A 25,459-nucleotide genomic window follows, 5' to 3' on the forward strand; every position below is an offset into this window, starting at 1 on the left:
ACCGGTTCGTCGGGGGCGTGTCGGGCGGCCGGCTGCATCGCGCGGTCTTGTCATGCGGGGGGACGCTTCGAACGCCCCGGTACGGGCGCGACGGTCTGACGCGTGCCGTTCGCTGGAACGGCGGCGTGCCCGTCGCGCACGACATCGCGGCGCGGCGCGCATTTTACCCCGGGCGGGGCTGACCGCCCGGGAAATGGGCGAAATGGGGGAAACGGGCGGATCGCGCGGATCGGGCGAAACGAGCGGATCGGGCGGATCGGGCGGATCGAGCGAAACGGGCGGATCGGGCGGATTGGGAGAATCGGAAGGCGGGTACGGGTACGGGTACGGGTACGGGTACGGGTACGGGTACGGGTACGGGTACGGGTACGGGTACGGGAACAGTGTGCTTCGTGCGGCACGACGACGGTGCCGACTTGCGCGTCACTGGCGTCGTGCGCGGCCACCTCGATGACCGGCGCAGTCGCGCGCCGGTCACGCGGTTGGGAACCGGAGCGGGAACGTTCTTCGCCCGCTTGCGATTCGGCGGCCGGTCAGAACCCCTGCATCGTCGCGGTCGGATCGACGACCAGGTGCACGACGCCGTAAATGACCGCGCCGACGAGCAGCGCGAGCACGATCGCCACGAACGGCAGCAACGTGTAGTTGACGTTCGCGAGATCGGCCGCGTGCGCCTTGCTGTTGCGTACGCCGAAGAAACTCCACAGGACCAGCTTGATCATGCCGAGCAGTTTCATGGTTGTGCTCCTTTCATCGAATCGGTTGACGCTATCGTCGATCCGACCGGCCTCCGAAAAAAGAAGCAGTTGCGCGCGCTTTTCGCGCAGCAGGCCGTCTGCGGCCGCATGTCGCAGGGTGCGTCAGCAGTCGAGCACGAGCGGCTCCGTCCCTTGCGCGGGCCGCGCGACGCACAGCAGCGCGCAGCCGGGTTCGACCGGTGCATCGGGCGCCTGCTCGTAGTCGACCGCGCCGGACAGCACGCGCGTCGCGCACGTGCCGCACGACCCTGAGCGGCATTCGGACGGCACGGCCACGCGCTGCCCTTCCGCGAATTCGAGCAACGTGCCGTCGGCGGGCGTCCACGCGGCTTCGCGGCCCGTGCGCCGGAACAAGACCGGCACGCCCGCCGCCGGCGCGCCGGTCGTACGGGTCGCGCTGCGTGCCACGCTCGACGGCCCGAACGCCTCGAAGCGGATGCGTTCGTCCGGCACGTTCAGCGCGCGCAGCCCGTCGTACAGGTCGCGCATGAACGCCGACGGCCCGCACAGGTAGAAGTCGTAATCGTCGAACGTCAGGAGCCGCTTCAATTGCGCGATGTCGATGCGGCCGGCTCGCGCTGCCGAGCGTTCGTGAGGATGACTGTCGAACCGGTGCAGCGACAGCCGTTCGTCGGCGGCCGCGATGCGTGCCAGCTCCGCCGCGAACGGCCGGTCGGCCGCTTCACGCGCACCATGCACGAACACCACGCGGCGCAACGCTTGATCGTCGGCCAGCGCGCGGCGCAGCATCGCGATCATCGGCGTGATGCCGATGCCGGCCGACACGAGCACGGCCGGGCGCGGGCTCTCGAGATCGAACGTGAAGCGCCCGCGCGGCATCTGCGCGTCGATTGTCATGCCCGCCTGCGCGTGATCGTGCAGCCACGCCGACACACGCCCTTCGCGCTTCACGGTGATCCGGTAATGCGCGCTGCCCGGTGCATCGGACAGTGTGTAGCTGCGGATCAACGGCGCATCGCCGCCCGGCAGCGCGATGCGCAGCGTCAGGTGCTGCCCGGCTTCGTAGGCGGGCAACGCGCCGCCGTCCGCCGGTTCGAAATGGAACGAGCGGATCGCGCGCGCTTCGTCGACGATCTTCGCGATGCGCAGCGGCCGCCATGCGGGTACCGATGCGGATATTGATTCTGGTGCGGGCACCGAAGCCGAAGTCGGTGCCAATGCCGAAGTCGAAGTCGAAGTCGAAGTCGAAGTCGAAGTCGAAGTCGAAGTCGAAGCCGGTGTCGATGTCGATGTCGATGTCGGTGTCGATGTCGGTGTCGGTGTCGGTGTCGGTGTCGGTGTCGGTGTCGATGTCGGTGTCGATGTCGGTGCCGATGCCGATGCCGATGTCGGTGCCGATGCCGATGCCGATGCCGATGCCGATGTCGATGTCGATGTCGATGTCGGTGTCGGTGTCGGTGTCGGTGTCGGTGTCGGTGTCGGTGTCGGTGTCGATGTCGATGTCGATGTCGATGTCGATGTCGGTGCCGATGTCGATGCCGAAGCCGAAGTCGGGGTCGAAGCAGACGGCACCAACCCGCCCACCGCACCCGCGCCCACCGCCATCGCCACAAACTGCGGCGCACGTTCGACCGCCGACCACCGGAACGGCAGCGCCGCACGCATGCGCCGCACTTCCCGCACATGGAACCGCACGACCCGCTGTGCGCCCTCGAACGACGCGACGAGCGGCCCGTCCCACACGATCTCGGCGCGCGCGGCCACATACAGCAGGTCGCCGCTGTCGAAATCGACGAACAGCAGCCCCGCGCGCGGATCGTGCTGCAGGTTGCCGAGCGTATTGAAGAAGCGGTTGCCGCTGAAATCCGGTGTCGTCAACGTGCGCGCATCGTCGACGCGCACGAAGCCCGGCATCCCGCCGCGATGCGACACGTCCGCGCCGCGCGCGGCGCCCGCGTCCGCCGCCGTGTTCGCGCTCGCGACGAAGAACGTATCGGCCTGCGCAAGCAGCGCGCGATCGGCATCGCTCAAGGCGTCCGATATGTCAGGCCCGGCGGACTCGCCGGCTTCCCGTGCAACGAACGTCGGCTTGCGGCCCTGGATGTACTTCGCGCAGTTGCCGAAGCTCTGCTCGACCGCGATCGTCAGCGCATCGCCGTCGACCGCGCGCACGATGCCGTTGACGCGATTGCGCCGCCGCGTATCGAATTCGATGCCGAGCCCGCCGAGCGGCGCGCCCGGCTGCCACGCGCCGGCCAGCGGATCGCCCGGCAGCGCGCGCGCCGCGACGCGCAGCGTGCGCGGGTCCGGCGACGTCACGAACCCCGGCGCACCAGCCCGCAGCGTCGCCCACGGCTGGCCGTGCGCATCGACGCCGCCGAGCACGAAGAACGGCAGTTGCGCGAAAAACGTCCGGTGCTGGTCAGGCATGAAACGCCGGATCCCGCGCCGGCCTGCCGAACCCGCGGCCTCCGTCACGCCCGCGCGCTGCTGCACGGCGAGTTCACCCGCGTGAAACGGTGCGGTATCGAGTTCCCAGCCCGGTACGACGGCGGTCGGGGTGTTCATCTCGCTCTCCCTGGGCAGGTGCGGCTTCGGTGGGCGTTACGCGGCGAGCAGGCCGGCGCGCGTCGTCGGCATGGCGACGAAACCCGGCAGCGCCTCGACGCGCGCCAGCCATGCACGGACGTGCGGATACGGCTCGAGCGACACGCCGCCTTCCGGCGCATGCGCGATGTACGAGTACGCGGCGATGTCCGCAATCGTCGGCTGCGCGCCGGCCGCGAACGGCTTGCCGGCCAGCTCGCGATCGATCACGTCGAGCACCTTCGCGGCCGTGCGCTTGGCGGCCTCCTGGTCGAGCTTCGCGCCGAACACGGTCACGAGCCGCGCGGCGGCCGGCCCCGATGCGATCGGCCCGGCCGCATACGACAGCCAGCGCTGCACGACGGCCGCGCTGGCCGGGTCGTCGGGCAGCCAGTGCGCGTCGCCGTAACGCTTCGCGAGGTACACGAGGATGGCATTCGAATCGGCGATCACCGTGCCGCCGTCGTCGATCACGGGCACCTGCCCGAGCGGATTGAGCGCGAGGAACGCCGGTTCGCGCTGCGCGCCGGCCGCGAGATCGACGTCGACGATCTCGGCGGGCAGCCCGAGCAGCGACAGGAACAACCGGACACGATGCGCATGCCCCGAGAGCAGGAACGAATAGACGCGAATCGGTGAAGCAGGCTTGCGGGCGGCAGACATGGAAAACGCTCCGGAATCTCGCGCCGCCGGGGATCGGCGACGAACAGCTGCAGCGTAGCGCTCGCCGTTCGTCACCAGAAGACGGATAATCGCGGAAACATTATCCTCTTCCATAGGACAATCGACGATGGCCGATCTGCGCGACGTGAACCTGAACCGGCTGGCGGTCTTCGTCGCGGTGGTCGACGCCGGCTCGCTGACGGCCGCGGCCGAGCGGCTCGGCCTTGCGAAGACGGTCGTCAGCACGCACATGCAGCGCCTCGAAACCGAGGTCGGCGCGAACCTGCTGGTGCGCACCACGCGGCGGTTGAGCGTGACCGACGCGGGGCGGGCGTTCTACGACGCGTGCCGCGACATCGTGCGCGCCGCCGAAAGCGCGCTCGACGCGGTGTCGTCCGACGCGGGGCCGCTGCGCGGCACGCTGCGCGTGAGCGTGCCGATCGACTACGGCGCGCTGGTCGTCGCGCCTGCCGTCGTCGCATTGCGCGACCGGCATCCGGGCCTCGATGTCGAACTGGTCGCGAACGACCGCGTCGTCGATCTCGTCGCGGACAACCTCGACGTCGCGATCCGCATCGGCCGCCTCGCCGATTCGAACTATCGCGCGGTGCAACTCGGCACGTACGAGAAATGGCTGGTCGCGAGCCCCGCGTTCATCGCGCGCCACGGGCGGCCGGACGATACCGATGCGCTCGCCGCGCTGCCGTTCGTGATGCTGTCGACGCTGCCGCGCCCGCATACGGTCGAACTCGAAAATGCAAACGGCGGCACCGTTTCGGTGCGCTGCGTCGCGCACGTCGTGTCGAACACCGCCACCGCATGCCGCGCGATCGTGCTCGCAGGCGGCGGCTTCGGTCTGCTGACGGACTTTTCGACCGCCGACGACGTCGCGGCCGGCCGGCTCGTGCGGCTGCTGCCCGCGTGGCGCTCGGCGCCGGCCGGGATTCATGCGGTGTATCCGTCGACGCGGCTGCCTTCGCCAAAGGTGCGGGCGTTTATTGATGCGATGAAGGCGCGGATCGGGGAGACGCCGGCAGCACCGGTGCGCGCGAAACATACGGGCGGCTGATTCCGGAGTGCCGGCCCGCCCGGCACGACCGCCAGCGATCCGGGCACGTCGATTCACCTCCAATATCCTTGCTCCGGGCTTTCTCATTCAAAACGAATACGCCCTTTATTTTTCCCGAAAATCAGGCATTTACTTTCCCGTTTTTATACTAATCTTATCCCCGGTAATGCGCTGATTTGCGTTTACCAAACCGTTTCAATTCTCCGCTTTATTCAATCAAGGAGTCTGAAATGCAAACCGCCGCGATTTCATGGGGAACCACGCCGTCGATTCGCGTCTACACGGCCAACGGCAACAAGATCACCGAGCGCTGCTACGACGGCAACACCTGGTATACAGGCGCGTTCAACCAGGCGGGCGACAACGTGTCCGCAACGTGCTGGCTGGTGGGGAGCGCGATCCATATCCGCGTGTATGCAACCAGCGGCGGCTCGACGACCGAGTGGTGCTGGGACGGCGACGGCTGGACCCGCGGCGCCTATACGGGTTCCTGATCAAGCGTGCCTGGGGCGCGATGATTGTCGCGCCACGATCGGCGCAATGCAAAACGGATTTCGCATTGCGCCGCTTTTTTATTCGCCCCACATTGTTTTTGTCAACTCACGGCCACACGGGATCAAAATAAAAAACGATGAAAGTTTATTGAAATACTCCTTTCGCCACAAAAAGATAACCGGCTTTTATATTTATGCAACGGGCGATTAAACCGAGCAGGAAAACGGCACGGCACCCGAGACGCCATGCCGCCGACGCATTATTTTCGTTTTCAACGACGATGCGTTCCGATCACCCGATCTCCCGCAACGTCCCCAGCAGCACCTTCCGGCAACTCGCGACCATCTGCGCCTCCGGATCGCGATATTCCGTGAGCAGCCACGCCGCGCCGACGTTCGTCATCGCGCCGACGAGCGCGAGCCCGATCAGCCGCTGCTCGGTGCGCTCCGCGGGCGTCGCCGCTTCGCGCGGCACACCGATCGCCATGATCAGCTTGCCGAAGTCGATCAGCATGCGCTGGTAGGTCATGTCGGTGTCCGCGCTCACGCCCATCACCTCGAGCAGCAGCACGCGCGCCGCGCACGGGTCGCGCAGGAACGCGAAGAACGCGGCGAGCCCGGCATCGACGCTCTCGTGCAGATCGCCGCCGCGCGCGGCCACCGCCCGCGCGACCGCGTCGTGCAGTTGCTGCGCGTGATGCAGGTAGGTGCAGCGCAGCAAATCCTCGGTGCTGTCGAACGCCGCATAAAAATAGCGATCGTTCAGCTTCGCTTCCTGGCAGATCGACCGTACGGTCGCCTTGCGGAACCCGACCGTGCCGAACACGCGCGTCGCCGCGCGGATCAGCGCGTCGCGCCGCTCGGCGGCCCGCACCTCGGGCGCCACGCCGCCATACGAGCGGCCCCGTTTTTCCGTTTCGAGTGCTTTCTCCATTCCGCTATTTGACATCAGGACACCCGAAAACTAAAGTGGTGACGATCAACACCACATTAGACGCGCCGCCTGCGCAGCGCAAGCGGAACGGGAGGAGCAACGGATGAACGGGTTTTCCGGCAAGGTCGCCGCGATCACGGGCGCCGGTTCGGGCATGGGCCGCAGCCTCGCGGTCGAGCTCGCGCGGCGCGGCTGCGAGGTCGCGCTCGCCGACGTCAACGAAACCGGGCTCGCCCGCACGGCGGCCGCCTGCGCGCAGCATGGCGTGCGCGTGAGCACGCGGCGGCTCGACGTCGCCGACCGCGATGCGGTGTTCGCGTGGGCCGATTTCGTGCGCGCCGGGCACGGCAAGGTCAACCTGATCTTCAACAACGCGGGCGTGTCGCTGGCGGCCAGCGCCGAGACCGCGCGCATCGCCGATCTCGAATGGATCGTCGGCATCAACTTCTGGGGCGTCGTGCACGGCACGCAGGCGTTCCTGCCGCACCTGCGCGCGTCGGGCGACGGGCACGTCGTCAACACGTCGAGCCTGTTCGGCCTCGTCGCGATGCCGACGCAAAGCGCTTACAACGCGACCAAGTTCGCGGTGCGCGGCTTCACCGAGGCGCTGCGGATGGAGCTCGAACTCGACGGTGCGCCGGTGAGCGCGACCTGCGTGCATCCGGGCGGCGTCGCGACGAACATCGTCGACGCGGGCCGTGTCGATACCAGCATCCATGCACTCACGGGCCAGGACGAAGCGACCCATCGCCGCCAGGCGAACCGCCTGATCAACGCGACGACGGCCGACGATGCCGCGCGGCAGATCCTCGCGGGTGTCGAGCGCAATGCGCGCCGCGTGCTGGTCGGCGCCGACGCGCGCCGGCTCGACCGGATCGCGCGCCTGCTCGGCGCCGGCTACCAGTGGCTGATGCTGCGCCACGTGCGCCGCGCCCGTGCCCGCAACCTCCGCCCGAAGGAAGTCCCCCTGGGAGAACACGCCCACGCCCCGGCCGCACTCCCGACCACGCCCACCAAGGACCCTGCATGACCTCGACGACGACCGACCGGCGCGACGCGCCGCCCGCCCCCGGCGCCCGCCACGACAGTGGCGATAGTGGCGACAATCGCGACCTCGACGTGCTGATCGTCGGCGCCGGCCTGTCCGGCATCGGCGCCGCGTATCACCTGAAGCAGCGCTGCCCGCATGCAAGCGTCGCCATCGTCGAGGCGCGCGACGCGAGCGGCGGCACCTGGGACCTGTTCCGCTATCCGGGCGTCCGTTCGGATTCCGACATGTTCACGCTCGGCTACAGCTTCCGCCCGTGGCACAGCGACAAGGCGATCTCCGACGGCCAGACGATCCTCGACTACATCCGCGACACCGCACGCACCTACGGCATCGACAAGACGATCCGCTACGGCCAGAAGGTCGTCGCGGCCGACTGGGATTCGAACCGCGCGCGCTGGACGGTACGCATCGAGCGCACGCAGGGCGGCACGACCGACACGCTCGTCTACACCTGCCGCTTCCTGTTCATGTGCAGCGGCTACTACGACTACGATGCCGGCTACCTGCCCGACTGGGCCGGCATGGACACGTTCGAGGGCAAGCTCGTGCATCCGCAGCACTGGCCGAAGGACCTGTCGTACGCGAACCGGCGTGTCGTCGTGATCGGCAGCGGCGCGACGGCCGTCACGCTCGTGCCGTCGATGGCGGCCGACGCGCAGCACGTGACGATGCTGCAGCGATCGCCGACCTACATCGTGTCGCTGCCCGCGCGCGACAAGATCGCGAACGCGTTGCGCCGCGTGCTGCCGTCGGGGCTCGCGCACCGGCTCGTGCGCGTGAAAAACGTACTGCTGACGATTTACCTGTACAACGTGTCGCGCCGCAAGCCCGACCAGACGAAGAAGTTCATCATCCGCGCGGCCAGCAAGCAGCTCGGCCCGGACTTCGACGTCGCGAAACACCTGACGCCGCGCTACATGCCGTGGGACCAGCGCGTATGCCTCGTGCCGAACAGCGACCTGTTCAAGTCGATCCGCGCGGGCCGCGCGTCGATCGTCACCGACGAGATCGAGCGCTTCACGCCGACCGGCCTCAAGCTGAAGAGCGGCCAGCAGCTCGACGCGGACGTGATCGTCACCGCGACCGGGCTGAAGGTGAAGATGCTCGGCGGCGCGCGCGTCACGGTCGACGGCCGCGCGGTCGACCTGCCGGAGACCGTGTCGTACAAGGGGATGATGTACAGCGACGTGCCGAACCTCGCGTCGTCGTTCGGCTACACGAATGCGTCGTGGACGCTGAAGGCCGAGCTGATCGCGCGCTACGTATGCCGGCTGCTCAACCACATGCGCGCGAATGACTACGACACGTGCGTGCCGCGACTCGGCGCCGGCGAACTCGGCGACGTGCCGGCCGTCAACCTGAGCTCGGGCTACATCCAGCGCGCGGCCGGCATCCTGCCGAAGCAGGGCCATCGCAAGCCGTGGAAATTCCACCAGAACTACGTGCGCGATCTCGCCTCGCTGAAGTTCAGCGCGCTCGCCGATTCGGCGATGCAGTTCGAACGCCGCGCGAAAACCGGCCCGGCCGCCACGGCGCCGGTTGCCGAACCCGCACTCGAAACCCGTTGAGGCCGACATGACCCCTACGCTCCATATGATCCAGAACGTGCTGCTCGGCGTCGTCGCGGTGCTCGCCGCGCTCGCGCTGTTTACCGCTTACGTGGCCCGTCGCGTGACGCGCGCGTTTCCGCCCGAAGGCCGCTTCGTCGACATCGGCGGCGACCGCATCCACTACGTCGAATACGGTAGCGGCCCGCCGCTCGTGTTCGTCCATGGGCTCGCGGGGCAGTGGCGCAACTTCGCATACCTGCCGCTCACGCGGCTCGCGCAGCAGCATCGCGTGATCCTCATCGACCGGCCGGGCGCCGGCCGCTCGCTGCGCGGCGCGGATTCGCAGGCGAACGTGTTCGCGCAGGCCCGCACGGTCGCCGCGTTCATCGATGCGCTGCGGCTCGACAGGCCCGTGCTGGTCGGCCACTCGCTCGGCGGCGCGATCGCGCTCGCGGTGGGTCTCAATCATGCGGACCGCGTGAGCCGGCTCGCGCTGATCGCGCCGCTGTCGCACCAGCAGACCGAGCCGCCGGCGCCGTTCAAGCCGCTGATGCTGCCCTCGCCGCTCGTGCGCCGCTTCGTGTCGTGGACCTTCGCGATCCCGCTGACGATCCTGACCGGCCGCAAGGCCGTACGCCAGGTGTTCGCGCCGGAAGACGTGCCGCGCGACTTCCCGGTCAAGGGCGGTGGCCTGCTCGGGATGCGTCCGCACGTGTTCTACGCGACGGCGACCGACCTGCTGTCGGCGCCCGTCGACCTGCCCGCGATGGAACGCCGCTACGCGGACCTCGCGCTGCCGGTCGACGTGCTGTACGGCCGCGCGGATCCGATCCTGAACTGGCGCGAGCACGGCGACGCGCTCGCGAAGAAATCGGCTCGGGTGCGGCTGAAGGTCGTCGAGGGCGGGCACATGCTGCCGGTCACGATTCCCGATGCGACCGCCGACTGGCTGCTCGAAGTCGCCGCCGCGCCGGTCGAGGGTGCACCGCAGGCCGCGCGCGTCGAGCACTGAGCCGGAATTCATCGAAACCGGGGCCTGATTCCGCGCGGTGCAGCCGGCGAAGCGGCGGAATCAGGCTTCGTCGTCGGGCACCGACAGCCCGAGATCCGCTATCACCTCCCGCGCGCTGCGAAATGCCTCGACCGCGGCCGGCGCGCCCGCGTACAGCGCGCTGTGCAGCAACACCTCGCGGATCTCGACGAGACTCGCGCCGTTGTTGAGCGCGCCGCGAATGTGACCCTTCAGTTCCGTGCTGCGGCCGAGCGCCGCCAGCATCGCGCACGTGCACAGGCTGCGCGTCTTCAGGTCGATCCCGCCCCGCTGCCACGTGCTGCCCCACGCGTGCTCGTTCAGCCAGTTCTGCAGCGGGCGCGAAAAACCGTCGAGGTCGCGCATCGCACGCTCGACGAACGCCTCGCCCATCACGTCGGTTCGTCGCGCCTTGCCGTATTCCCTGTCCTGTTCGCTCATGTCCGTGTCCTGTGTGGAGTCGTGGCCGCTTCGGCGTCGTCGGCAGCCGGGAGTTCGCGCCATGTTCATCGGGCCGGCACGTTTCGTCAAAGATGCGGGCCTCGGTTCGAAGCCGTCCGCGCGACGCGATATCGAACGCTACGTAACATCGCGCCACGCGTTACGGCGGCTCACGGGAACATCGCAACCGCCACGCCGGCGCACCGAGCGTGCCCGTCGCGCGAAAGCGCCGTTACTCCGTTTAAATCGCGTCGATATTCCCGATTTCCGCAATAAAGCGCGACACCGTTTCTCGAATACTGTCGTGGCGCGGAATTTGCAGTGGAGGCTTGGACACACTTCCAATGTCGAGGCCAACATGCACAAACTCTTCAAGAAGACGACGGTAACGATGGCCGTCTCGTCGCTGCTCGCACTATATGGTTGCGGCTCGGTCGACGGACCGACGACCCCGCCGACGATCAAGCCGAGCACGTCAGGGACGGGCGGCAGCTCGGGGACTTCGGGGACTTCGGGGACTTCGGGTACGTCGGGTGGTGGGACGTCGGGTAGTTCAGGGACGTCGGGTACCTCCGGTACCTCGGGCACCTCCGGTACGTCGGGTACTTCCGGTACGTCGGGCACTTCCGGTACGTCGGGTACGTCGGGTACGTCGGGTACCTCCGGTACGTCGGGCACTTCCGGTACCTCGGGCACTTCCGGTACCTCGGGCACCTCCGGTACGTCGGGTACTTCCGGTACCTCGGGTACTTCCGGTACGTCGGGCACTTCCGGTACGTCGGGCACCTCCGGTACGTCGGGCACCTCCGGTACGTCGGGTACTTCCGGTACCTCGGGCACCTCCGGTACCTCGGGTACTTCCGGCACCTCGGGCACCTCCGGTACGTCGGGCACTTCCGGCACGTCGGGCACTTCCGGTACCTCGGGTACTTCCGGCACCTCGGGCACTTCCGGTACCTCGGGCACTTCCGGTACCTCGGGTACTTCCGGCACCTCCGGTACGTCGGGCACTTCCGGCACCTCGGGCACTTCCGGCACGTCAGGCACTTCCGGCACGTCGGGCACTTCCGGCACGTCGGGCACTTCCGGCACGTCGGGCACTTCTGGCACGTCGGGCACTTCTGGCACGTCGGGCACTTCCGGTACGTCGGGTACTTCCGGTACGTCGGGCACTTCCGGTACGTCGGGTACTTCCGGCACCTCGGGTACTTCCGGCACCTCGGGTACTTCCGGCACCTCGGGTACGTCGGGCACCTCCGGCACTTCCGGCACCGGCGTCACCCCGCTCGGCAATGTCCTCCAGAAATCCGGCAACCTCGTGACGGCAGTCGGCACGACGGTCGCGAATGGCGGCGGCGTGATCGGCGGCGTGCAGATCCCCGGCACGAACCCGACAACGGCCAACAGCGTCGGCAACGCGGTCACGAGCCTCGGCAACGGCGTGCAGGCGCTCGGCAACGGCGTCGCGGCCGGCCTCGGCTCGATCGGCGTGTCGGCCAACCCGCTCGGACCGACGCTGACGTCGACCACCGGCCTGCTGACCGGCACCGGCGGCGCGGTCAACAACCTCGGCAACGCGGTGAAGAGCCTCGGCTCGGGCCCGCTGTCGCCGCTGTCGCCGGTCACGACGCTCGTCGGCGATCTCGTCAACACCGTCGGCGGCGCCGTCAACTCGACCGCGTCGGGCCTCAACACGGCGCTGAACAGCTCGCCGGTCCAGCAGCTCGAGACGCAGGTCGGCAAGGTGATCAACCCGATCACGAACACGCTCACCGGCGGTGTCACGACGCCGGGCGCCACGCAGACGCTCGGCGGCGTCACCCTCCTCGGCACGCCGCTCAACGGCCTGCTCAGCACGCTCGGCAACGGCCTCGCACTCGGCGGCACGAAGGTCGGCGGCGCTACCGACAACCCGGTCGGCGCCGGCCTCGGTGGCGTCGTGGCGCAGCTCGGCAACACGGTGACGTCCACCGGCGGCCTCGTCCACGACAACAACGCGGGCAGCTCCAGCAGCGGCACGGGCGGCAGCAACCCGCTCGCCCCGATCACGGGCCTGCTCGGCACGCTGACGGGCGGGCTCGGCGGCGGCAGCTCAAGCGGTTCGGGCGGCACCAGCGGCACGAGCGGCGGCCCGCTGGCACCGATTACCGGCCTGCTCGGCACGGTGACAGGCGCACTTGGCGGCCTCGGTTCGAGCGGCACCAGCGGCACCAGCGGCACCGGCGGAACGAGCGGCACCAGCGGCGGCCCGCTGGCACCGATCACCGGCCTCCTCGGCACGGTGACGGGCGCACTCGGCGGCCTCGGTTCGAGCGGCACGAGCGGCACTGGCGGAACGAGTGGCACCGGCGGCACCAGCGGCACCGGTGGCGCGGGTGTCGGCGGCCTGCTGGCGCCGGTCACCAACCTCGTCAACTCGCTGACGCCGCTCGGGGCCAGCCTCACGGGCACGGTCACGACGCCGGGCGGCAACGTGACGGGCACGCTCGGCGGCCTGCTGTCGAGTGGCCCGGTCGGCACGGTGGCGGGTGCGCTGACGACGCCGGCAGGCGCCGCGGGCGCGACCGGCACAGCGAGCCCCGGCGGTGCGGCCGGCACGGTCACGACGCCGGCTGGCGGCGGCACCGTAGCGGCCGGCCTGACCGGCAGCTCGAACGGCGGTGCCGCGGGCGGCGCCGGCAACCTGCTGTCGCCGGTGACGAACCTCCTCGGCGGTCTGCTGGGCGGCGGCACCAAGAAGTAACGCTTTACCTATCAGAACCACAGGCCAATGGCCGGGCGCGCATCCATACAAAGCCCGGCCGACGGCCGGCGTCACCCGCCAAGCGGGGGCGCCGGCCCTCACCCGTACGAGGATCCGATCATGAATTCCACGCTCGACGGCATCGCCGCGGTCCAGGACCGCCCGCCCCGTTCCGCCACGCCCCTCCGCGCCGGCCTGCTCGGCATCGCCGCCGGGCTCTTCGCACTGTGGATCACGCGCAACCAGCCGACCCTCGATGCCGCCACGCGCGCGGTCATCGCCAGCCTCGCGATCATCGGCACGATCGCGCTGCACGAAATCTTCATCTCGCGCGTCTACCTGCGCCCGAGCGCGGGCCTGTCGCGGCAGGCCGTCCGGCCGCTCGGCATCGCGCGCGTCGCGACGCGGCTCGGCGCGTTGACGTCGATCTATGCGGGCATCGGCGTGATCTACTGGCTGCTGCCCGAATACCACGGCGCGTTCTACCTGCCGTTCTGGTCGCTGCTGCGCTCGCTCGCGCCGTACGTGATCGTCGCCGCGCCGTTCTACTTCGCGTGGATGGACCGCCACCAGCGCGAGACCGACGATGCGTACCTGCTGTGGGGCCGCTTCCTGTTCCGCCGCGAGCAGCCCGCGAGCTGGAAGCCGGTGCGCGAGATGCTGGCCGGCTGGGGCGTGAAGGCGTTCTTCCTGCCGCTGATGACCGTCTACCTGTCGAAGGACGCCGATCACCTGACCGCATCGCTCGCGAACGCGATGCACGCACCGGCGACGATCGCGACCTTCGTGTTCATGTACGACCTGTCGTTCACGATGGACCTGATGTTCGGCACCGTCGGCTACCTGTGCACGTTCCGCATCCTCGACAGCCATGTGCGCACCGTCGAGCCGACGACGCTCGGCTGGGTGGCCGCGCTGATGTGCTACCAGCCGTTCTGGTCGCTGTTCTCGAACAACTACATCCGCTACGAAGGCTCGATGTTCTGGGACAACTGGCTGTTGTCGGCCCCGACGCTGCGCGTGATCTGGGGCACGGTGATCATCCTGCTGTTGCTGACCTACGCGCTGTGCACGATCTCGTTCGGGCTGCGTTTCTCGAACCTCACCAACCGCGGGATCATCACGTCGGGCCCGTACCGCTTCACGAAGCATCCGGCGTACATCACGAAGAACCTGTCGTACTGGATGGTGTCAGTGCCGTTCGTCGAGCCGCTCGGCTGGCAGGTCGGGCTCATGCACTGCGCGGGGCTCGTCGCGGTCAACCTGATCTACTACACACGCGCGAAGACGGAAGAGCGCCACCTGATGCGTGACCCCGACTATCGCGCGTATGCCGAATGGATCGCGCAGCACGGGCTGTTCGCGCGGGTCAGGCAAGCGTTCGGGCAACGCGCACCGGCCTGACGCGGCGGCGCAAGGCGGGGCCTGCTGCCCCGCCCGCATCTGCATCTGCATCTGCATCTGCATCTGCATCTGCATCTGCATCCGCGTTCGCGTTCGCACATCGACGCTTCGCCGGTTCCGACGCACAATGCGCGCTCCCTGGCGAACGGTGCAACAGGCAAACGATGAGCATCACCACGGTGCGGCTGGCTACGACCCACGATGCGGCAATGGCCGCACGCATCCTGACGGATGCCGTAGCGTTCAAGACGGCGCACGACGACCCGGCATGGGGACACGGCGCACGCACCGAACAGGATGTCCGACCGATGCTCGACGACGGCAGCCTGCACATCGTCGAGCAGGACGGCATTGCGGCCGCGATGTTCGTGCTGATGTGGGAAGACGAGGAGTACTGGGGGCCGCAGGCGAGCGTCGCCGGTTATCTGCACCGGCTCTCGGTGCGGGACGGCTTCTACGGCCACGGGCTCGGCCGCCATGCGATCGACTGGTGTGCGGATCAGGTACGCGCGCAACAGCGCACGCTTCTGCGACTCGATTGCGATCCGCGCAATGCGAAGCTGTGTGCGTACTACGAGGCACTCGGCTTCGAACGCGTCGCGCTTCGCCCGCTGCCCAGCGGTTACATCGCTTCGCTCTACGAGCGCGCGGTGGCCGGTTGACGGCACCGGCCGCGCGCCCATGACTTCACCGGAACGCCGCGCCACCCGAAACCGCCGCGGGTCGCCGCGCGCGCTCAGTCGAACGGGACGCCGCGAGCACGCCCGTCACGCTCACGGCCGGTCGCGCGCGTCAGCCCCTTGATCGCGACGAAGCTCGCGAGGCCCATGCCGAAGCAGCAAGCCGCCAGCGGCCACGCGGTAGCACCGTCGAACACCAGCGTCGCAAGCGTGCCCACGCCGGTGACGATCACGCTCTGCACCGCGTAGTAGAGCGCCACCGCCTTGCCGGCGGCATCGCCGAAATCGCGCAGCGCACCGTTCGCCGCCACCGATGACATCAGCACGATGCCGACCGCAACCAGCCAAATCGGCATCACGAACGTCGCGAACGACGGCTTCGTCAGGACCGTGCCGAGCGCCAGCGCGATCGCGCCCGCCATCATCGCGAGCGCGCCTCGTGCCACGCAGCCCGCCTCGCCCCACTTCGACACGCATCTCCCGGCGAAGCGCGAGACGACGACCATGACGATCGCGACGGTCGCAAAGGCCACGCTGAATGACACGCGCGAGTAACCGGCCACGCCGACCAGCACGCGCGGCGCAGTGGAGAAGAACACGAAGAACGCGCCCATCGCGGCGGCAAACGCGAGCGTGTGAACCCGGAACGGCCGGCTGCCGAGAATCGATGCGACGGACGGCCCCTGCCGGTTTGCCGTCCGCGGCCGCGTTTCATGCCAGCGCGGCCACGCGCGAGCGCATGCCAGCAGCCCCAGCAGGCCGAGCATCGCGAAGATCGCGCGCCATCCGCAGGCCGTCGCGACGGCTGCGCCCAGCAGCGGCCCCAGCGCCGGCACGAACGCCAGCATCGCGCCGAACTGGCTGTAGATGATGCGGCCTTCGGGGCGATCAGCGTAGACATCGCGAACGGTCGCGAACGTGGCAACGAGCGCCGCTGACGCGCCCAGCCCCTGCAGCACGCGCAGCGCGACGAACAGGCCGCCGCCGGTGGTAATCGCAAGCGCCAGGGAAGCCGCCGCAAAACACAGCGCGCCGCCCAGCACCACCGGCCGTCTGCCGACGCGATCGGACAACGGGCCGAAAATCATCTGGCCCAGGCCGAGGACGACCATGTAGACGCTCAGCGTCAACTGGACGACGGCCGGCGACGTGCCGAGCGCGGACGGCATGTCCGGGATCACCGGCAGGTACACGTCCATCGCCAGCGAAGCGAGGAGATCGAAAGGCGCCATCAGCAGGAGCGCCGACGGCAACGAATGGGCCCACACGGGCATGGATTGTTCAGGCATGACAAGGCATCCGCTCAGAAAGGGAAATCTGGCGGCGATCTGCCTGGTCAGCGATGGACAACGGGAGATCGCCGCAACGACCGGTTGACGAAGGTCGTTGCGGCTCAGCGATCCGTGGACGGGCCAGCTCCCATGGAGGAATCCTTGCGTGGTGCGTAGTGCGTTTTGCGTTGACCGTGCAGTGTAGTCGGTTCGTCAGGCCGGCACCAGCCGCGTGCGCACGGCCCGGTGGCGACTGTCCAGCCGGCCAACCGCTCGGGCGGCGGCACGGCCTCGTGCGGCCAATTGTCGCGAAACGATGCGATTCTCCGCTTTTCGTCGCTTTTCTCCGTCGGTCCGATTGCCCACCCGGATCGCCTCGCGTATGGTGCGGGCCGTCCGCGTGCAATACGGCGCCCGACTGGTTCGCCGTCGCCCGGACCTTCGACCGTCGTCCCGCACGACGGCCGCGCGGGCCGTGCCCGCCGCTCACCGTCTCCGCGATGCCGCCCTTCGGCGCCGCGCATTCATGAGGAGAGAGACGTGATCCACAAAGTCCTGATCCTGTTCGCACTCTGCATCGCGGGCCTCGCCGCGATCGCCGCCGGTTTCCAGCACATCCCCAGCTGATTCGCGGCCCCGGCTCGCTTCGCCGAGCCCGGGGGCCGCACCCATTCCTATCCCCCTTTTGCGATGAACCACTTTCTCGATGCGCCCGAGACGGGCGCCTTTTGCCATGCGTATCGACGTACAGCATTCCCAGCACGACATCGACGATGAACTCGACACGCTCTACGCGCGCCTGCACCAACCGGGCCACCGCCTGCACGGCCTGCCGGCCGTCGCGCTCGGCCGCTCCGGCCTGATCGTCCGCCACCGCGAGGCGGACGGCGAATACTTCCTGTACGTCGAAGATCCGGCCGCGCGCCAGCTCGCCGGCTATACGGTGTTCAACCGCCTGCCTGAAATCCCGCGTCGCGCCGACCGCTACCTGCGCGCGCCGCATACGCGGTTGCGCGGAACCGCGCAGCGTAAAGGCCTCGCGACGACGCTGTATCGATGGGGGCTCGACGCGGGCCTGTGCCTGATCAGCGGCGCGCGCCAGTCGGCCGGCGCCGCACGGTTGTGGACGGCGCTCGCGCAGGATTACCGGCACGGCTTCGTCGATATCGAGGGCCGTGCGCTGCGTTATCTCGGCGAAGCGGTTGCCGACGACGTGCACGGCGCGCTGCATACACGGCGGCTGTTACTCGGCAACGGGTGGGACATCGGGGAATTCGCGCGAGCGGCCGGGATGGCCGACGTCGTTGCCCCAGAGTGTCACCACGCGAGATTTCCGCGGGAGAAGCGCGAACTGCACCGCTTGCACGGGGGCGCCAACGCGCGTCACGCCGCACACGCGCCGATGCGATAATCCGTCGGATCCGCGCGACGCCACCGCGCAAACCTCGCAACGACACGCTCCTCGATGGCTACCGAACTCCGACCTGATTCCGAACGCCGCATCGACATCGTCGCGCTATGCGGCAGCCTGCGTGTGCAGTCGTATAACGCGGCGCTGCTGGATGCAGCGGCACGCGTCGCGCCGCCCGGGATGCACATCACGCGCTTCGATCGCCTCGGCGAATTTCCGCTGTTCAATCCCGACGCAGAATATCCGTCGCCCGCCTCGGTGCGCGACTTGATCGATCGACTGAACGCCGCCGACGGCGTACTGATCGCAAGCCCGGAATACGCGCACGGCGTGACCGGCGTGATGAAGAACGCGCTGGACTGGGTCGTGGGATGTGAAGCCTTCGTGTACAAGCCGGTCGCGGTGCTGAATGCGTCGCCGCGCGCGACGCATGCGGACGCGGCGCTGCGGGAGACGCTGTCGGTGATGTCGGCGCGCATCGTCGAGCACGCGTCGATCACGCTGCCGGTGCTCGGCAGCCAGCTCGATGCGGCGGGCATCGCCGCGCATCCGCCATTCGCTGCGGCGCTGGCCGACGCGTTGCACGCGCTCCGCGCGGAAATTGCCGAAGGCACGCCGACACGCTGACGTTGCGCATCCAGAAATCCATCGCAGTCCGGATTAAATGGACGTTGCGCCCGTCGACAGGCGCAACGTCCGACCTGGATCATCGTCCGCGATAGATCGGCCTGTCGGCCGCCATCGGGCCCGATTCGCTCGCGGCCGGTGCTGCCATTCCGTATCCGCTGGTATCGGCCGCCGACGTGCCGGTCGAACCGACCTTCTTCAGCGCTTCCGCCAGCCGTGCCGGATAGTACGGGTCTTCGCCGGTCTGGCGGTAGCCGGCCGCACGCAACGCGGCCAGTTCGGCCTTTACCTCCGCGCGCGTCACGGTGGACTGCGGCGCGGCCCACGCGGAAACGGAAACGGTCGCGGCAACCGTCGCGAGAACATACAGTGCAAGCTTGTTCATCTGATCTCTCCTGAGCATCGACGACGTTGTCGACGGAGAGTGAGTCGAGCGGTGCGCGCAAAGATGACACACGCCGACGAAAAAAACCGGGTGTCGTGTCGCGATGCTGCTGTCACGCAGCAGCCGGCAGGAACGGCGTGCTCAACGAAAAAGTCGATCCACCTGTCAGATTCCGCCGGCTCGCGCGACTACCGGCATGTGGCCCTGCGCCGCCCACCGTTTTCGTTCAAAGGGTCCGACATGAAAACCAGAATCTGGATACTGATCGCATCGCATCTCGCGACCGGCCTCGCGGCGTTTGCCGCGGGGATCTACGTGCTGCCGATCCTCACGGCATCGGAAGGCGCAAGCGCCGTCGAACTGCAAGTGGCCGCGGAAAACGCACGCCATACCGGCCGCTTCGAACGCAATCTGCCGGGCAGCGACGCGCTGCACTGGGCGGACGGCAAACTGACCGTCACCGATTCGTCGATCGCGTTCGAGGGCGACATCGCACCGGGCCCCGACTACAAGATCTATCTCGTGCCGGCCTTCGTCGATACGCGAGCGTCGTTCCTCGCGATCAAGGCGCGCGCCGTGCGCGTGGGCGACCTGAAGACATTCGGCAATTTCGTCGTGCCGCTTCCCGACGACGTGAATCCCGCGCAATACACGTCGGTCGTGATCTGGTGCGAACGCTTCTCGAAATTCATCAGCGCGGCCCGCTATCAAAGCGCACCGGCGTCGGGCCTGACGTCGATGTGACCGGCCCCCGGCAGCGGCGGTGCGTGCTCGCGCGTTACCGGCTCTTGCTGCGTGCGCCCTTCTTCACCGTCTTCGCGCGCGGCACTTCCTTCTCGGGCTGCGCGCCGCCGCCGGCGAGATCCTCGAGCCACGCGAGCGCATCGACGTACGACAGAAACTGCTGCAGATATTCCGGCGACAACTCGCGCATCGTCGCGAGCGACCGGTGCACGAGACTGTTCGAATTGAGCGGCCCCGCGTTGCGCGGCACCTGGTCGAGCGACTGGCGGTACTGCTGTTCGGTGCGGACCTTCGACCACATCGTGCGGAAATAATCGACGAGCGCGGGATCGAGCCCGCGCCGGTCGGCTTGCGCATCGCGGCCGAGTCGTTCGACGAGCGCCGCCAGCGACGAACCGCGTACGGCCGCACCTTCGGCGGCTTGCGCGGTGCCGCACGTGGCGGCCTTCGCTTCGTCGGCCCGCGCGACGACCGCCGCGAAGCCTTCGATCAGCGTGGCGAGCCGCGCGTCGAGCAGCCCGCGCGCATCGCCTTCGAGCGCGGCCGCACGCCGTTCGAGCGCGTCGATCCGGAGAAAGCGCACGGGATCGAGCCGGTCGGCGCCCTGCTCGCGCCATGCGTCGAGCGTCGCGCGAACGTGCGTCGCGTCGTCCGTCACTTCGCGCTCCCGCCGTTCGACGCCGACTTGCGCGGCACCGGCGCGATCTCCACGCGGCGGTTCTTCGCGCGGCCTTCATCGTCCGCATTCGAGCTGACCGGCTGCTCGGAGCCGAACGCGGCTGCGAACACCGAAGACGCCGGCACGCCGGCATCGATCAGCGAGCGCGTGACCGTCAACGCGCGCTTGGCCGACAGCTCCCAGTTGTCCGCGAACTGGCGGTTGCCGGCATGCACCTGCTGGTCGTCGGCGAAGCCGCTGATCATCAGGATCTCGTCGCGTGTCTTCAGGTACGTGGCCAACGGTACGGCCAGCGTCTTCAGCAGGTCGCGGCCCGCGGGCTGCAACTGGTCGGAGTTCAGCGCGAACAGCACGTTGCCGCTGATGCCGATGCGCCCGTTCACGAGCGTCACGCGGCCGGCCGCGAGCGGCCCGGCGAGCGCCTGCTCGAGCGACTTGCGCTGCTGCGCTTCCTGCTGGCGTGCGCGCACGGCTTCCTCGAGCTTCGACGTGAGCTGAAGCTGCATGCCGATCACGCCGACGAGGATCAGCACGAACGCGCCGAGCAACACCGACATCAGGTCGGCGAACGCGGGCCACACCGGCGCCGATTCCGCGCCGCCGTCGATTTCGTCGTGCATGCGTTACGCTCCGACGGACGCCCGCCGGCCGGCGAGCTGCTGCAGGTCTTCGACGATCTGCTTCTGCGACATCATGCTCAGGTCGATCACCTCGCGCGCCTGCGCGACGTAGTACTCCAGTTGCTCGTCGCTACGCGCGAGCGATTTCTCGAGCGCGGCCTCGATGCGCTGCAGATGGGTCAGCAGCTTGTCGTTCGACTCGCCGAACACCTGCACGGCCATCCCGAACGCGTCGCCGAGGCTCGCCACTTCGACCGCGCCCGCCGTGACTTGCGCGGCCACCGAGTCGAGCTTGCGCGTTTCGGCATCGACAGTGTCGTTGAAGCGCGCGCCGACGCGGTCGAGCAGGTCGGCCGACGTGCTGACGAGCGCGTCGATCGCGGTGCGCTGTTCGGTCGACGCGTGATTGACCGCACCGAGCAGCGTTTCGAGCGTCGCGAGCAGGCGGCTGCGTTCCTCGAGCATCGCGGTGTCGTGCACCAGGCTGTCGGACAGGCGCTGACGCAGCTCGGCGACGACGTCGGCCGCGGCCTTCGGCGCCTCCGACGCAGCCTGCACGAGGCGCGCGATCTCGTTGATCGTGTCGCTCGCATGCACCTGCGCCTGCGCGGTGATGTCGTTCGCGGTGCGGGCCAGCGTGTCGCAGATGTCCTGCTGGCGCGTCGCGGCCTGCGCGCTCGTTTGCGCCCATTCGTCGCGCAGCGCGGCCGCCATCGCGGCGAGCGAGTCGTTCCACGCGGTGAGGCGTTCTTCATCGCGCGCGGCCAGTTGCGTCTGCAGGCCCGTATGCGAATCGCGAATCGTCGACAGCAGATCGGTCGAGCGTTGTTCGAAGGTCGAAGCCTGCGTGGTCAGGTCGCGCGTCGTTTGCGCCAGTGCGTCGCAGATTTCCTGCTGACGGCCCGCGCTATGCACGCCCGCGCGCTGCCATTCGTCGCCGAGCTTCGTGGCCATCGCGGCCAGCGAGTCGTTCCACGCGGTGAGGCGTTCTTCGTCGCGTGCAGCCAGCTGCGTCTGCAGGTCCGTGTGCGAATCGCGGATCGTCGACAGCAGATCGGTCGAGCGTTGTTCGAACGTCGAAGCCTGCGTGGTCAGGTCGCGCGTCGTTTGCGCCAGTGCGTCGCAGATTTCCTGCTGACGGCCTGCGCTGTGCACGCCCGCGCGCTGCCATTCGTCTCCGAGTTTCGTGGCCATTGCTGCCAGCGAGTCGTTCCACGCGGTGAGGCGTTCTTCGTCGCGTGCCGCCAGTTGCGTCTGCAGGCCCGTGTGCGAATCGCGAATCGTCGACAGCAGGTCGTTCGAGCGTTGTTCGAAGGTCGAAGCCTGCGTGGTCAGGTCGCGCGTCGTTTGCGCCAGTGCGTCGCAGATTTCCTGCTGACGGCCCGCGCTGTGCACGCCTGCGCGTTGCCATTCGTCGCCGAGCTTCGTGGCCATCGCGGCGAGCGAGTCGTTCCACGCGGTGAGACGTTCTTCATCGCGTGCCGCCAGTTGCGTCTGCAGGCCCGTGTGCGAATCGCGGATCGTCGACAGCAGATCGTTCGAGCGGTGTTCGAAGGTCGAAGCCTGCGTGGTCAGGTCGCGTGTCGTTTGCGCCAGTGCGTCGCAGATTTCCTGCTGACGGCCCGCGCTGTGCACGCCTGCGCGTTGCCATTCGTCGCCGAGCTTCGCGGCCATCGCGGCCAGCGAGTCGTTCCACGCGGTGAGACGCTGTTCGTCACGCGCCGCCAGGTCGGTCTGCAGCCCCGCGTGCGACTCGCGCATCGCGGCAAGCGTCGCGCCCGAATGGCGTTCGAACGTCGCGGCGGCTTCGCCTAGCGCGCGCGCATGCTGGCTCGCGAGCGTCTCGCCAACCTGCTCCTGGCGCGACAGCGCATCGCGCCACGCATCCGACAGGCGGCTTTCGGTCGATTCGAGGCGCGTCGCGACACCGTCGAGCAGGCCCGTCGAACGCTGCGCGAAGGTCTCGGTGAACTGGCCGAGCGTCGTCTGCAACTGCTGCGCGACGGCATCGCCCGCGCGGCGCTGTTCGTCGAGCGCGCGGTTCCAGACGGCCGTCACGTTGCCGGTGGTCTTCTCGAAGCCGTCCGTCAGCCCGTCGAGCTGGCGCTGCACGGCGCCTGTCACGGTGTCGCGCAGCGCGGCCATCTCCTGCGCGAGCCCTGTCATCGTCGCGGCGACGACCGGCTGCAGCGCGGCACCGGCCACGCGCGCGCTTTCGGCGGCGCTTTCCTTCAGCGCGTCGCCGACATTCGACGCGAGGCCCGCATACGCGCGCTCGGTCCGATCGAAAAACGCTTGCTGGCTTTCGATCTGGCGATCGTGCAGCGCGACGCTGCGTGCCTCGAGCGTCGTCATCATCGTCTGCAGGCGGTCGACCAGCGCCGGCATCACGTCGGCCTGGCGCTGCAGCAATCGGAACGATTCGTCGCGCTGGTGCGCGGACGAATGCACGCGCAACGTCGTCGCGATCTTCGCGTCGAGCTGCTGGGCCGCGTCGATCCGCTCGCGGCGCACGAGCGCGGACAGCAGGCCGAGCATCGCGGACGTCGCGACGCCGGCAATCGACGTGCCGAACGCGAACCCGAGGCCCTTCACCGGCGCGATCAGCGACGCGCGGATCGCGTCGAGATCGGTCGCGCTTTCGAGCGCGGCGCCCGTGCCCTTCAGCGTGACGACCATCCCGAGCAGCGTGCCGAGCATGCCGAGCAGCACGAGCAGGCCGACGAGGTAAGGCGTGAGCGACGGGCCCGGCAGCGCGACGCGCGCGCCTTCGACCCGCGCACGCACGGCGCCGCGCAGGCCCGGATGCAGCGTGTCGAGCCACGTGTCGAGCTTCGCGGGCGGCTCGGCCAGGCCGGCGACCGCGCGCGACAGCGTGGCGGTGGCCTGCCGGTAGCGCAGCAGTTCCCATGCGCCGGCGACGTAGCACGCGGCGATCAGCAGCGTGACGGCCGACGCCAGCGGGTTCGACGCGACATAGCCGACGCCGATCCAGCACACAGCGAGCAGACCGGCGACGAAGACAACGAGATCAAGGCGAATTCTGGACATATCGTGTTGATTAGCAGGTGCGAAGGGCCGCGAGCAGCCCGTCTACCGTTTGAAACCGGACCTCGAGTTCGGCAAGCAGGATGCTTTGCATCTCGTCGCGAAACGTATCGAGCCATGCACCGGGCACGATCGCCGCGACGGCCGTGCCGTCGGCGACCACCGCGCTGTTATCAGCCGGATCGGCTGCGGCTGCTGCGGTCGCGGATTCAGCATCGGCCAGCGCCTGCCGTTCCGCGTCGCGCAGCCGCCCGAAACGCGTGCCGAGCAGCGCGGGCACGGCCGACAGCAGGCTGCGCTCGCGCGCGCCGAGCACGCGCTCCATGATCGTGTCGAGCGTCGCGAGCCGCGCCATCCCGGACGAGCACGCGGCGAGCGCGACCCGCAGGCGACCGCGCAACTGGCCGATCGCCGTTTCCATGTCCTGCTGCAGGGACAGATAACGCTGGCGGAAGTCCGCGAAATCGGCCGTGTCGGCGGCCGGCGGCGGCGGATCGCCGGGCCGGCGCCGCGCACGCGGCCGGTTGGTGGCCATGATCGCCTGCGCGAGGTCGTGGCGCACGCGCGCGCAGTCGCGCTCCGCGTCGTAGCCGCGCACGCCGGCCGCGACGCCGGGCGGGCTCGCGTTCAGCGCGGACGACAGCGTGATCGCGTCGGTCCAGCCGAGCCACTGGCTCAGCCGGTCGGACAGCGTCTGCCGGGATTCCGCGACGTCGGCATCGGCCAGGCGCGCGAGCAGCCGGACGAGCGTCGGGCCGCTCAGCGCCGGGCGCGGAGGTGCTTGCACCATGCTGCAAACCGTCAAAAAAGGCAGCAGTTTACACGTCGCCGGGAGGTCGACCGCCAGAATCGGGGAAGCGGCGCCGTCCGGCGCGGTGTGCGACACACGCGAACGCCCGCCACGCAAGGCTTGGCGGGCGGCCGAGGGGGCTGCTGCTGCGGTTCTGCCGCGCCGTTGCCGTTGCCGTTGCCCTTGCCGTTGCCGTTGCCGTTGCCGTTGCCGTTGCCGTTGCCCTTGCCCTTGCCCTTGCCCTTGCCCTTGCCCTTGCCCTTGCCCTTGCCCTTGCCCTTGCCCTTGCCCTTGCCCTTGCCCTTGCCCTTGCCCTTGCCCTTGCCCTCGCCCTCGCCCTCGCCCTCGCCCTCGCCCTCGCCCTCGCCCTCGCCCTCGCTCGCAGCCTCGTCGCCCACCGGTTGCGAATACCGCCGACGATGCCTGCCGCGTTGCGCTACCATCGCAGCACCCGTCGAGCCACGCGTGCCGGCTGCGGGCTGCGCCCCCGAGACCGGGTGCCACCGACCCACAACGACAA

24 protein-coding genes are annotated in these 25,459 nt (G+C 68.7%); 11 read left to right on the forward strand and 13 right to left on the reverse strand.

Annotated elements, in window-relative coordinates:
- Positions 1–533: 533 nt before the first annotated feature.
- The 3 genes from HAV18_RS08055 to HAV18_RS08065 all read right to left on the reverse strand — a co-directional run bounded on the left by HAV18_RS08055 (position 534) and on the right by HAV18_RS08065 (position 3,968).
- Positions 534–737: a DUF2970 domain-containing protein gene (locus HAV18_RS08055; protein WP_021164122.1), complete on the reverse strand. Its 204-nt coding sequence runs from the start codon at positions 735–737 to the stop codon at positions 534–536.
- A gap of 123 nt (positions 738–860) precedes the next feature.
- Positions 861–3,287: a pyridoxamine 5'-phosphate oxidase family protein gene (locus HAV18_RS08060; RefSeq protein ID WP_166954545.1), complete on the reverse strand. Its 2,427-nt coding sequence runs from the start codon at positions 3,285–3,287 to the stop codon at positions 861–863.
- A gap of 36 nt (positions 3,288–3,323) precedes the next feature.
- A complete protein-coding gene (locus HAV18_RS08065) occupies positions 3,324–3,968 on the reverse strand; it encodes a glutathione S-transferase family protein (RefSeq protein WP_166954547.1) in 645 nt (214 codons plus the stop codon).
- 127 nt (positions 3,969–4,095) lie between these two features.
- Here HAV18_RS08065 and HAV18_RS08070 point away from each other — a divergent pair, with 127 nt between their 5' ends.
- Together HAV18_RS08070 and HAV18_RS08075 are read left to right on the forward strand one after the other, a co-directional pair.
- Positions 4,096–5,037 (forward strand): LysR family transcriptional regulator, encoded by a 942-nt coding sequence (locus tag HAV18_RS08070; protein ID WP_166954549.1) that lies wholly within the window; start codon positions 4,096–4,098, stop codon positions 5,035–5,037.
- Between the two features lie 230 nt (positions 5,038–5,267).
- Entirely contained in the window at positions 5,268–5,531 is a 264-nt protein-coding gene (locus tag HAV18_RS08075) for a fucose-binding lectin protein (RefSeq protein WP_166954551.1), read from the forward strand.
- A gap of 292 nt (positions 5,532–5,823) precedes the next feature.
- Here the strand turns inward: HAV18_RS08075 and HAV18_RS08080 are convergent, their stop codons facing one another.
- On the reverse strand, positions 5,824–6,465 hold the full coding sequence (locus tag HAV18_RS08080; RefSeq protein ID WP_243771576.1) for a TetR/AcrR family transcriptional regulator: 642 nt from the start codon (positions 6,463–6,465) through the stop codon (positions 5,824–5,826).
- 103 nt (positions 6,466–6,568) lie between these two features.
- Between HAV18_RS08080 and HAV18_RS08085 the strand changes: the two genes are divergently transcribed.
- From HAV18_RS08085 to HAV18_RS08095, 3 genes are read left to right on the forward strand one after another with little or no spacing between them, the layout of a single operon-like run.
- On the forward strand, positions 6,569–7,495 hold the full coding sequence (locus HAV18_RS08085) for an SDR family oxidoreductase (protein ID WP_166954555.1): 927 nt from the start codon (positions 6,569–6,571) through the stop codon (positions 7,493–7,495).
- Positions 7,492–9,084: an NAD(P)/FAD-dependent oxidoreductase gene (locus HAV18_RS08090; RefSeq protein WP_166954557.1), complete on the forward strand. Its 1,593-nt coding sequence runs from the start codon at positions 7,492–7,494 to the stop codon at positions 9,082–9,084. Before HAV18_RS08085 ends, HAV18_RS08090 begins: the two co-directional genes overlap by 4 nt.
- 7 nt (positions 9,085–9,091) lie before the next feature.
- A complete protein-coding gene (locus tag HAV18_RS08095; protein ID WP_166954559.1) occupies positions 9,092–10,078 on the forward strand; it encodes an alpha/beta fold hydrolase in 987 nt (328 codons plus the stop codon).
- Positions 10,079–10,138: 60 nt separating this feature from the next.
- Here HAV18_RS08095 and HAV18_RS08100 read toward each other — a convergent pair whose 3' ends face one another.
- Positions 10,139–10,537 carry a carboxymuconolactone decarboxylase family protein gene (locus tag HAV18_RS08100; protein ID WP_166954561.1) on the reverse strand — a complete coding sequence of 133 codons (399 nt, stop codon included), beginning with the start codon at positions 10,535–10,537 and terminating at the stop codon, positions 10,139–10,141.
- 138 nt (positions 10,538–10,675) lie between these two features.
- Positions 10,676–11,872, reverse strand: a complete 1,197-nt coding sequence (locus HAV18_RS40350) for a highly repetitive protein (protein WP_407062409.1) — start codon at positions 11,870–11,872, stop codon at positions 10,676–10,678.
- Here HAV18_RS40350 and HAV18_RS40355 point away from each other — a divergent pair.
- The 3 genes from HAV18_RS40355 to HAV18_RS08115 all read left to right on the forward strand — a co-directional run bounded on the left by HAV18_RS40355 (position 11,856) and on the right by HAV18_RS08115 (position 15,346).
- Complete coding sequence (locus tag HAV18_RS40355; protein ID WP_407062410.1) at positions 11,856–13,280, forward strand: collagen-like triple helix repeat-containing protein; 1,425 nt, start codon at positions 11,856–11,858, stop codon at positions 13,278–13,280. The two genes, HAV18_RS40350 and HAV18_RS40355, sit on opposite strands and share 17 nt — an antisense overlap.
- A gap of 120 nt (positions 13,281–13,400) precedes the next feature.
- On the forward strand, positions 13,401–14,684 hold the full coding sequence (locus tag HAV18_RS08110) for an isoprenylcysteine carboxylmethyltransferase family protein (RefSeq protein WP_166954565.1): 1,284 nt from the start codon (positions 13,401–13,403) through the stop codon (positions 14,682–14,684).
- Between the two features lie 164 nt (positions 14,685–14,848).
- Positions 14,849–15,346 (forward strand): GNAT family N-acetyltransferase, encoded by a 498-nt coding sequence (locus tag HAV18_RS08115; protein ID WP_166954566.1) that lies wholly within the window; start codon positions 14,849–14,851, stop codon positions 15,344–15,346.
- A 74-nt stretch (positions 15,347–15,420) separates the two neighbouring features.
- Here the strand turns inward: HAV18_RS08115 and cml are convergent, their stop codons facing one another.
- Complete coding sequence (gene cml / locus HAV18_RS08120) at positions 15,421–16,653, reverse strand: CmlA/FloR family chloramphenicol efflux MFS transporter (protein ID WP_166954568.1); 1,233 nt, start codon at positions 16,651–16,653, stop codon at positions 15,421–15,423.
- A gap of 715 nt (positions 16,654–17,368) precedes the next feature.
- On the opposite strand from cml, the gene HAV18_RS08125 reads away from it, so the two are divergent.
- Positions 17,369–18,046, forward strand: a complete 678-nt coding sequence (locus HAV18_RS08125) for a histone acetyltransferase (RefSeq protein ID WP_208101872.1) — start codon at positions 17,369–17,371, stop codon at positions 18,044–18,046.
- A 54-nt stretch (positions 18,047–18,100) separates the two neighbouring features.
- Entirely contained in the window at positions 18,101–18,673 is a 573-nt protein-coding gene (locus HAV18_RS08130) for an NADPH-dependent FMN reductase (RefSeq protein ID WP_166954571.1), read from the forward strand.
- A gap of 79 nt (positions 18,674–18,752) precedes the next feature.
- On the opposite strand, the gene HAV18_RS08135 is transcribed toward HAV18_RS08130, so the two are convergent.
- Positions 18,753–19,058 carry a DUF4148 domain-containing protein gene (locus tag HAV18_RS08135; RefSeq protein WP_166954572.1) on the reverse strand — a complete coding sequence of 102 codons (306 nt, stop codon included), beginning with the start codon at positions 19,056–19,058 and terminating at the stop codon, positions 18,753–18,755.
- 240 nt (positions 19,059–19,298) lie between these two features.
- On the opposite strand from HAV18_RS08135, the gene HAV18_RS08140 reads away from it, so the two are divergent.
- A complete protein-coding gene (locus tag HAV18_RS08140) occupies positions 19,299–19,802 on the forward strand; it encodes a DM13 domain-containing protein (protein ID WP_166954573.1) in 504 nt (167 codons plus the stop codon).
- A gap of 34 nt (positions 19,803–19,836) precedes the next feature.
- Here HAV18_RS08140 and HAV18_RS08145 read toward each other — a convergent pair whose 3' ends face one another.
- Genes HAV18_RS08145 through HAV18_RS08165 form a run of 5 tightly spaced genes read right to left on the reverse strand, consistent with a single transcriptional unit; the run spans position 19,837 to position 25,382 of the window.
- A complete protein-coding gene (locus HAV18_RS08145; RefSeq protein WP_166954574.1) occupies positions 19,837–20,460 on the reverse strand; it encodes a DUF2894 domain-containing protein in 624 nt (207 codons plus the stop codon).
- Complete coding sequence (locus HAV18_RS08150) at positions 20,457–21,101, reverse strand: OmpA family protein (protein ID WP_166954575.1); 645 nt, start codon at positions 21,099–21,101, stop codon at positions 20,457–20,459. Before HAV18_RS08150 ends, HAV18_RS08145 begins: the two co-directional genes overlap by 4 nt.
- Positions 21,102–21,104: 3 nt before the next feature.
- Complete coding sequence (locus HAV18_RS08155) at positions 21,105–24,152, reverse strand: DUF802 domain-containing protein (protein ID WP_166954576.1); 3,048 nt, start codon at positions 24,150–24,152, stop codon at positions 21,105–21,107.
- Positions 24,153–24,162: 10 nt separating this feature from the next.
- Complete coding sequence (locus HAV18_RS08160) at positions 24,163–24,939, reverse strand: DUF3348 domain-containing protein (RefSeq protein WP_166954577.1); 777 nt, start codon at positions 24,937–24,939, stop codon at positions 24,163–24,165.
- 11 nt (positions 24,940–24,950) lie between these two features.
- Positions 24,951–25,382, reverse strand: coding sequence for a hypothetical protein (locus HAV18_RS08165; RefSeq protein WP_166954578.1), 432 nt, complete (start codon positions 25,380–25,382; stop codon positions 24,951–24,953).
- Between the last annotated feature and the right edge of the window lie 77 nt (positions 25,383–25,459).

The organism is Burkholderia sp. D-99, from assembly GCF_011605345.1.
Lineage (GTDB): Bacteria > Pseudomonadota > Gammaproteobacteria > Burkholderiales > Burkholderiaceae > Burkholderia.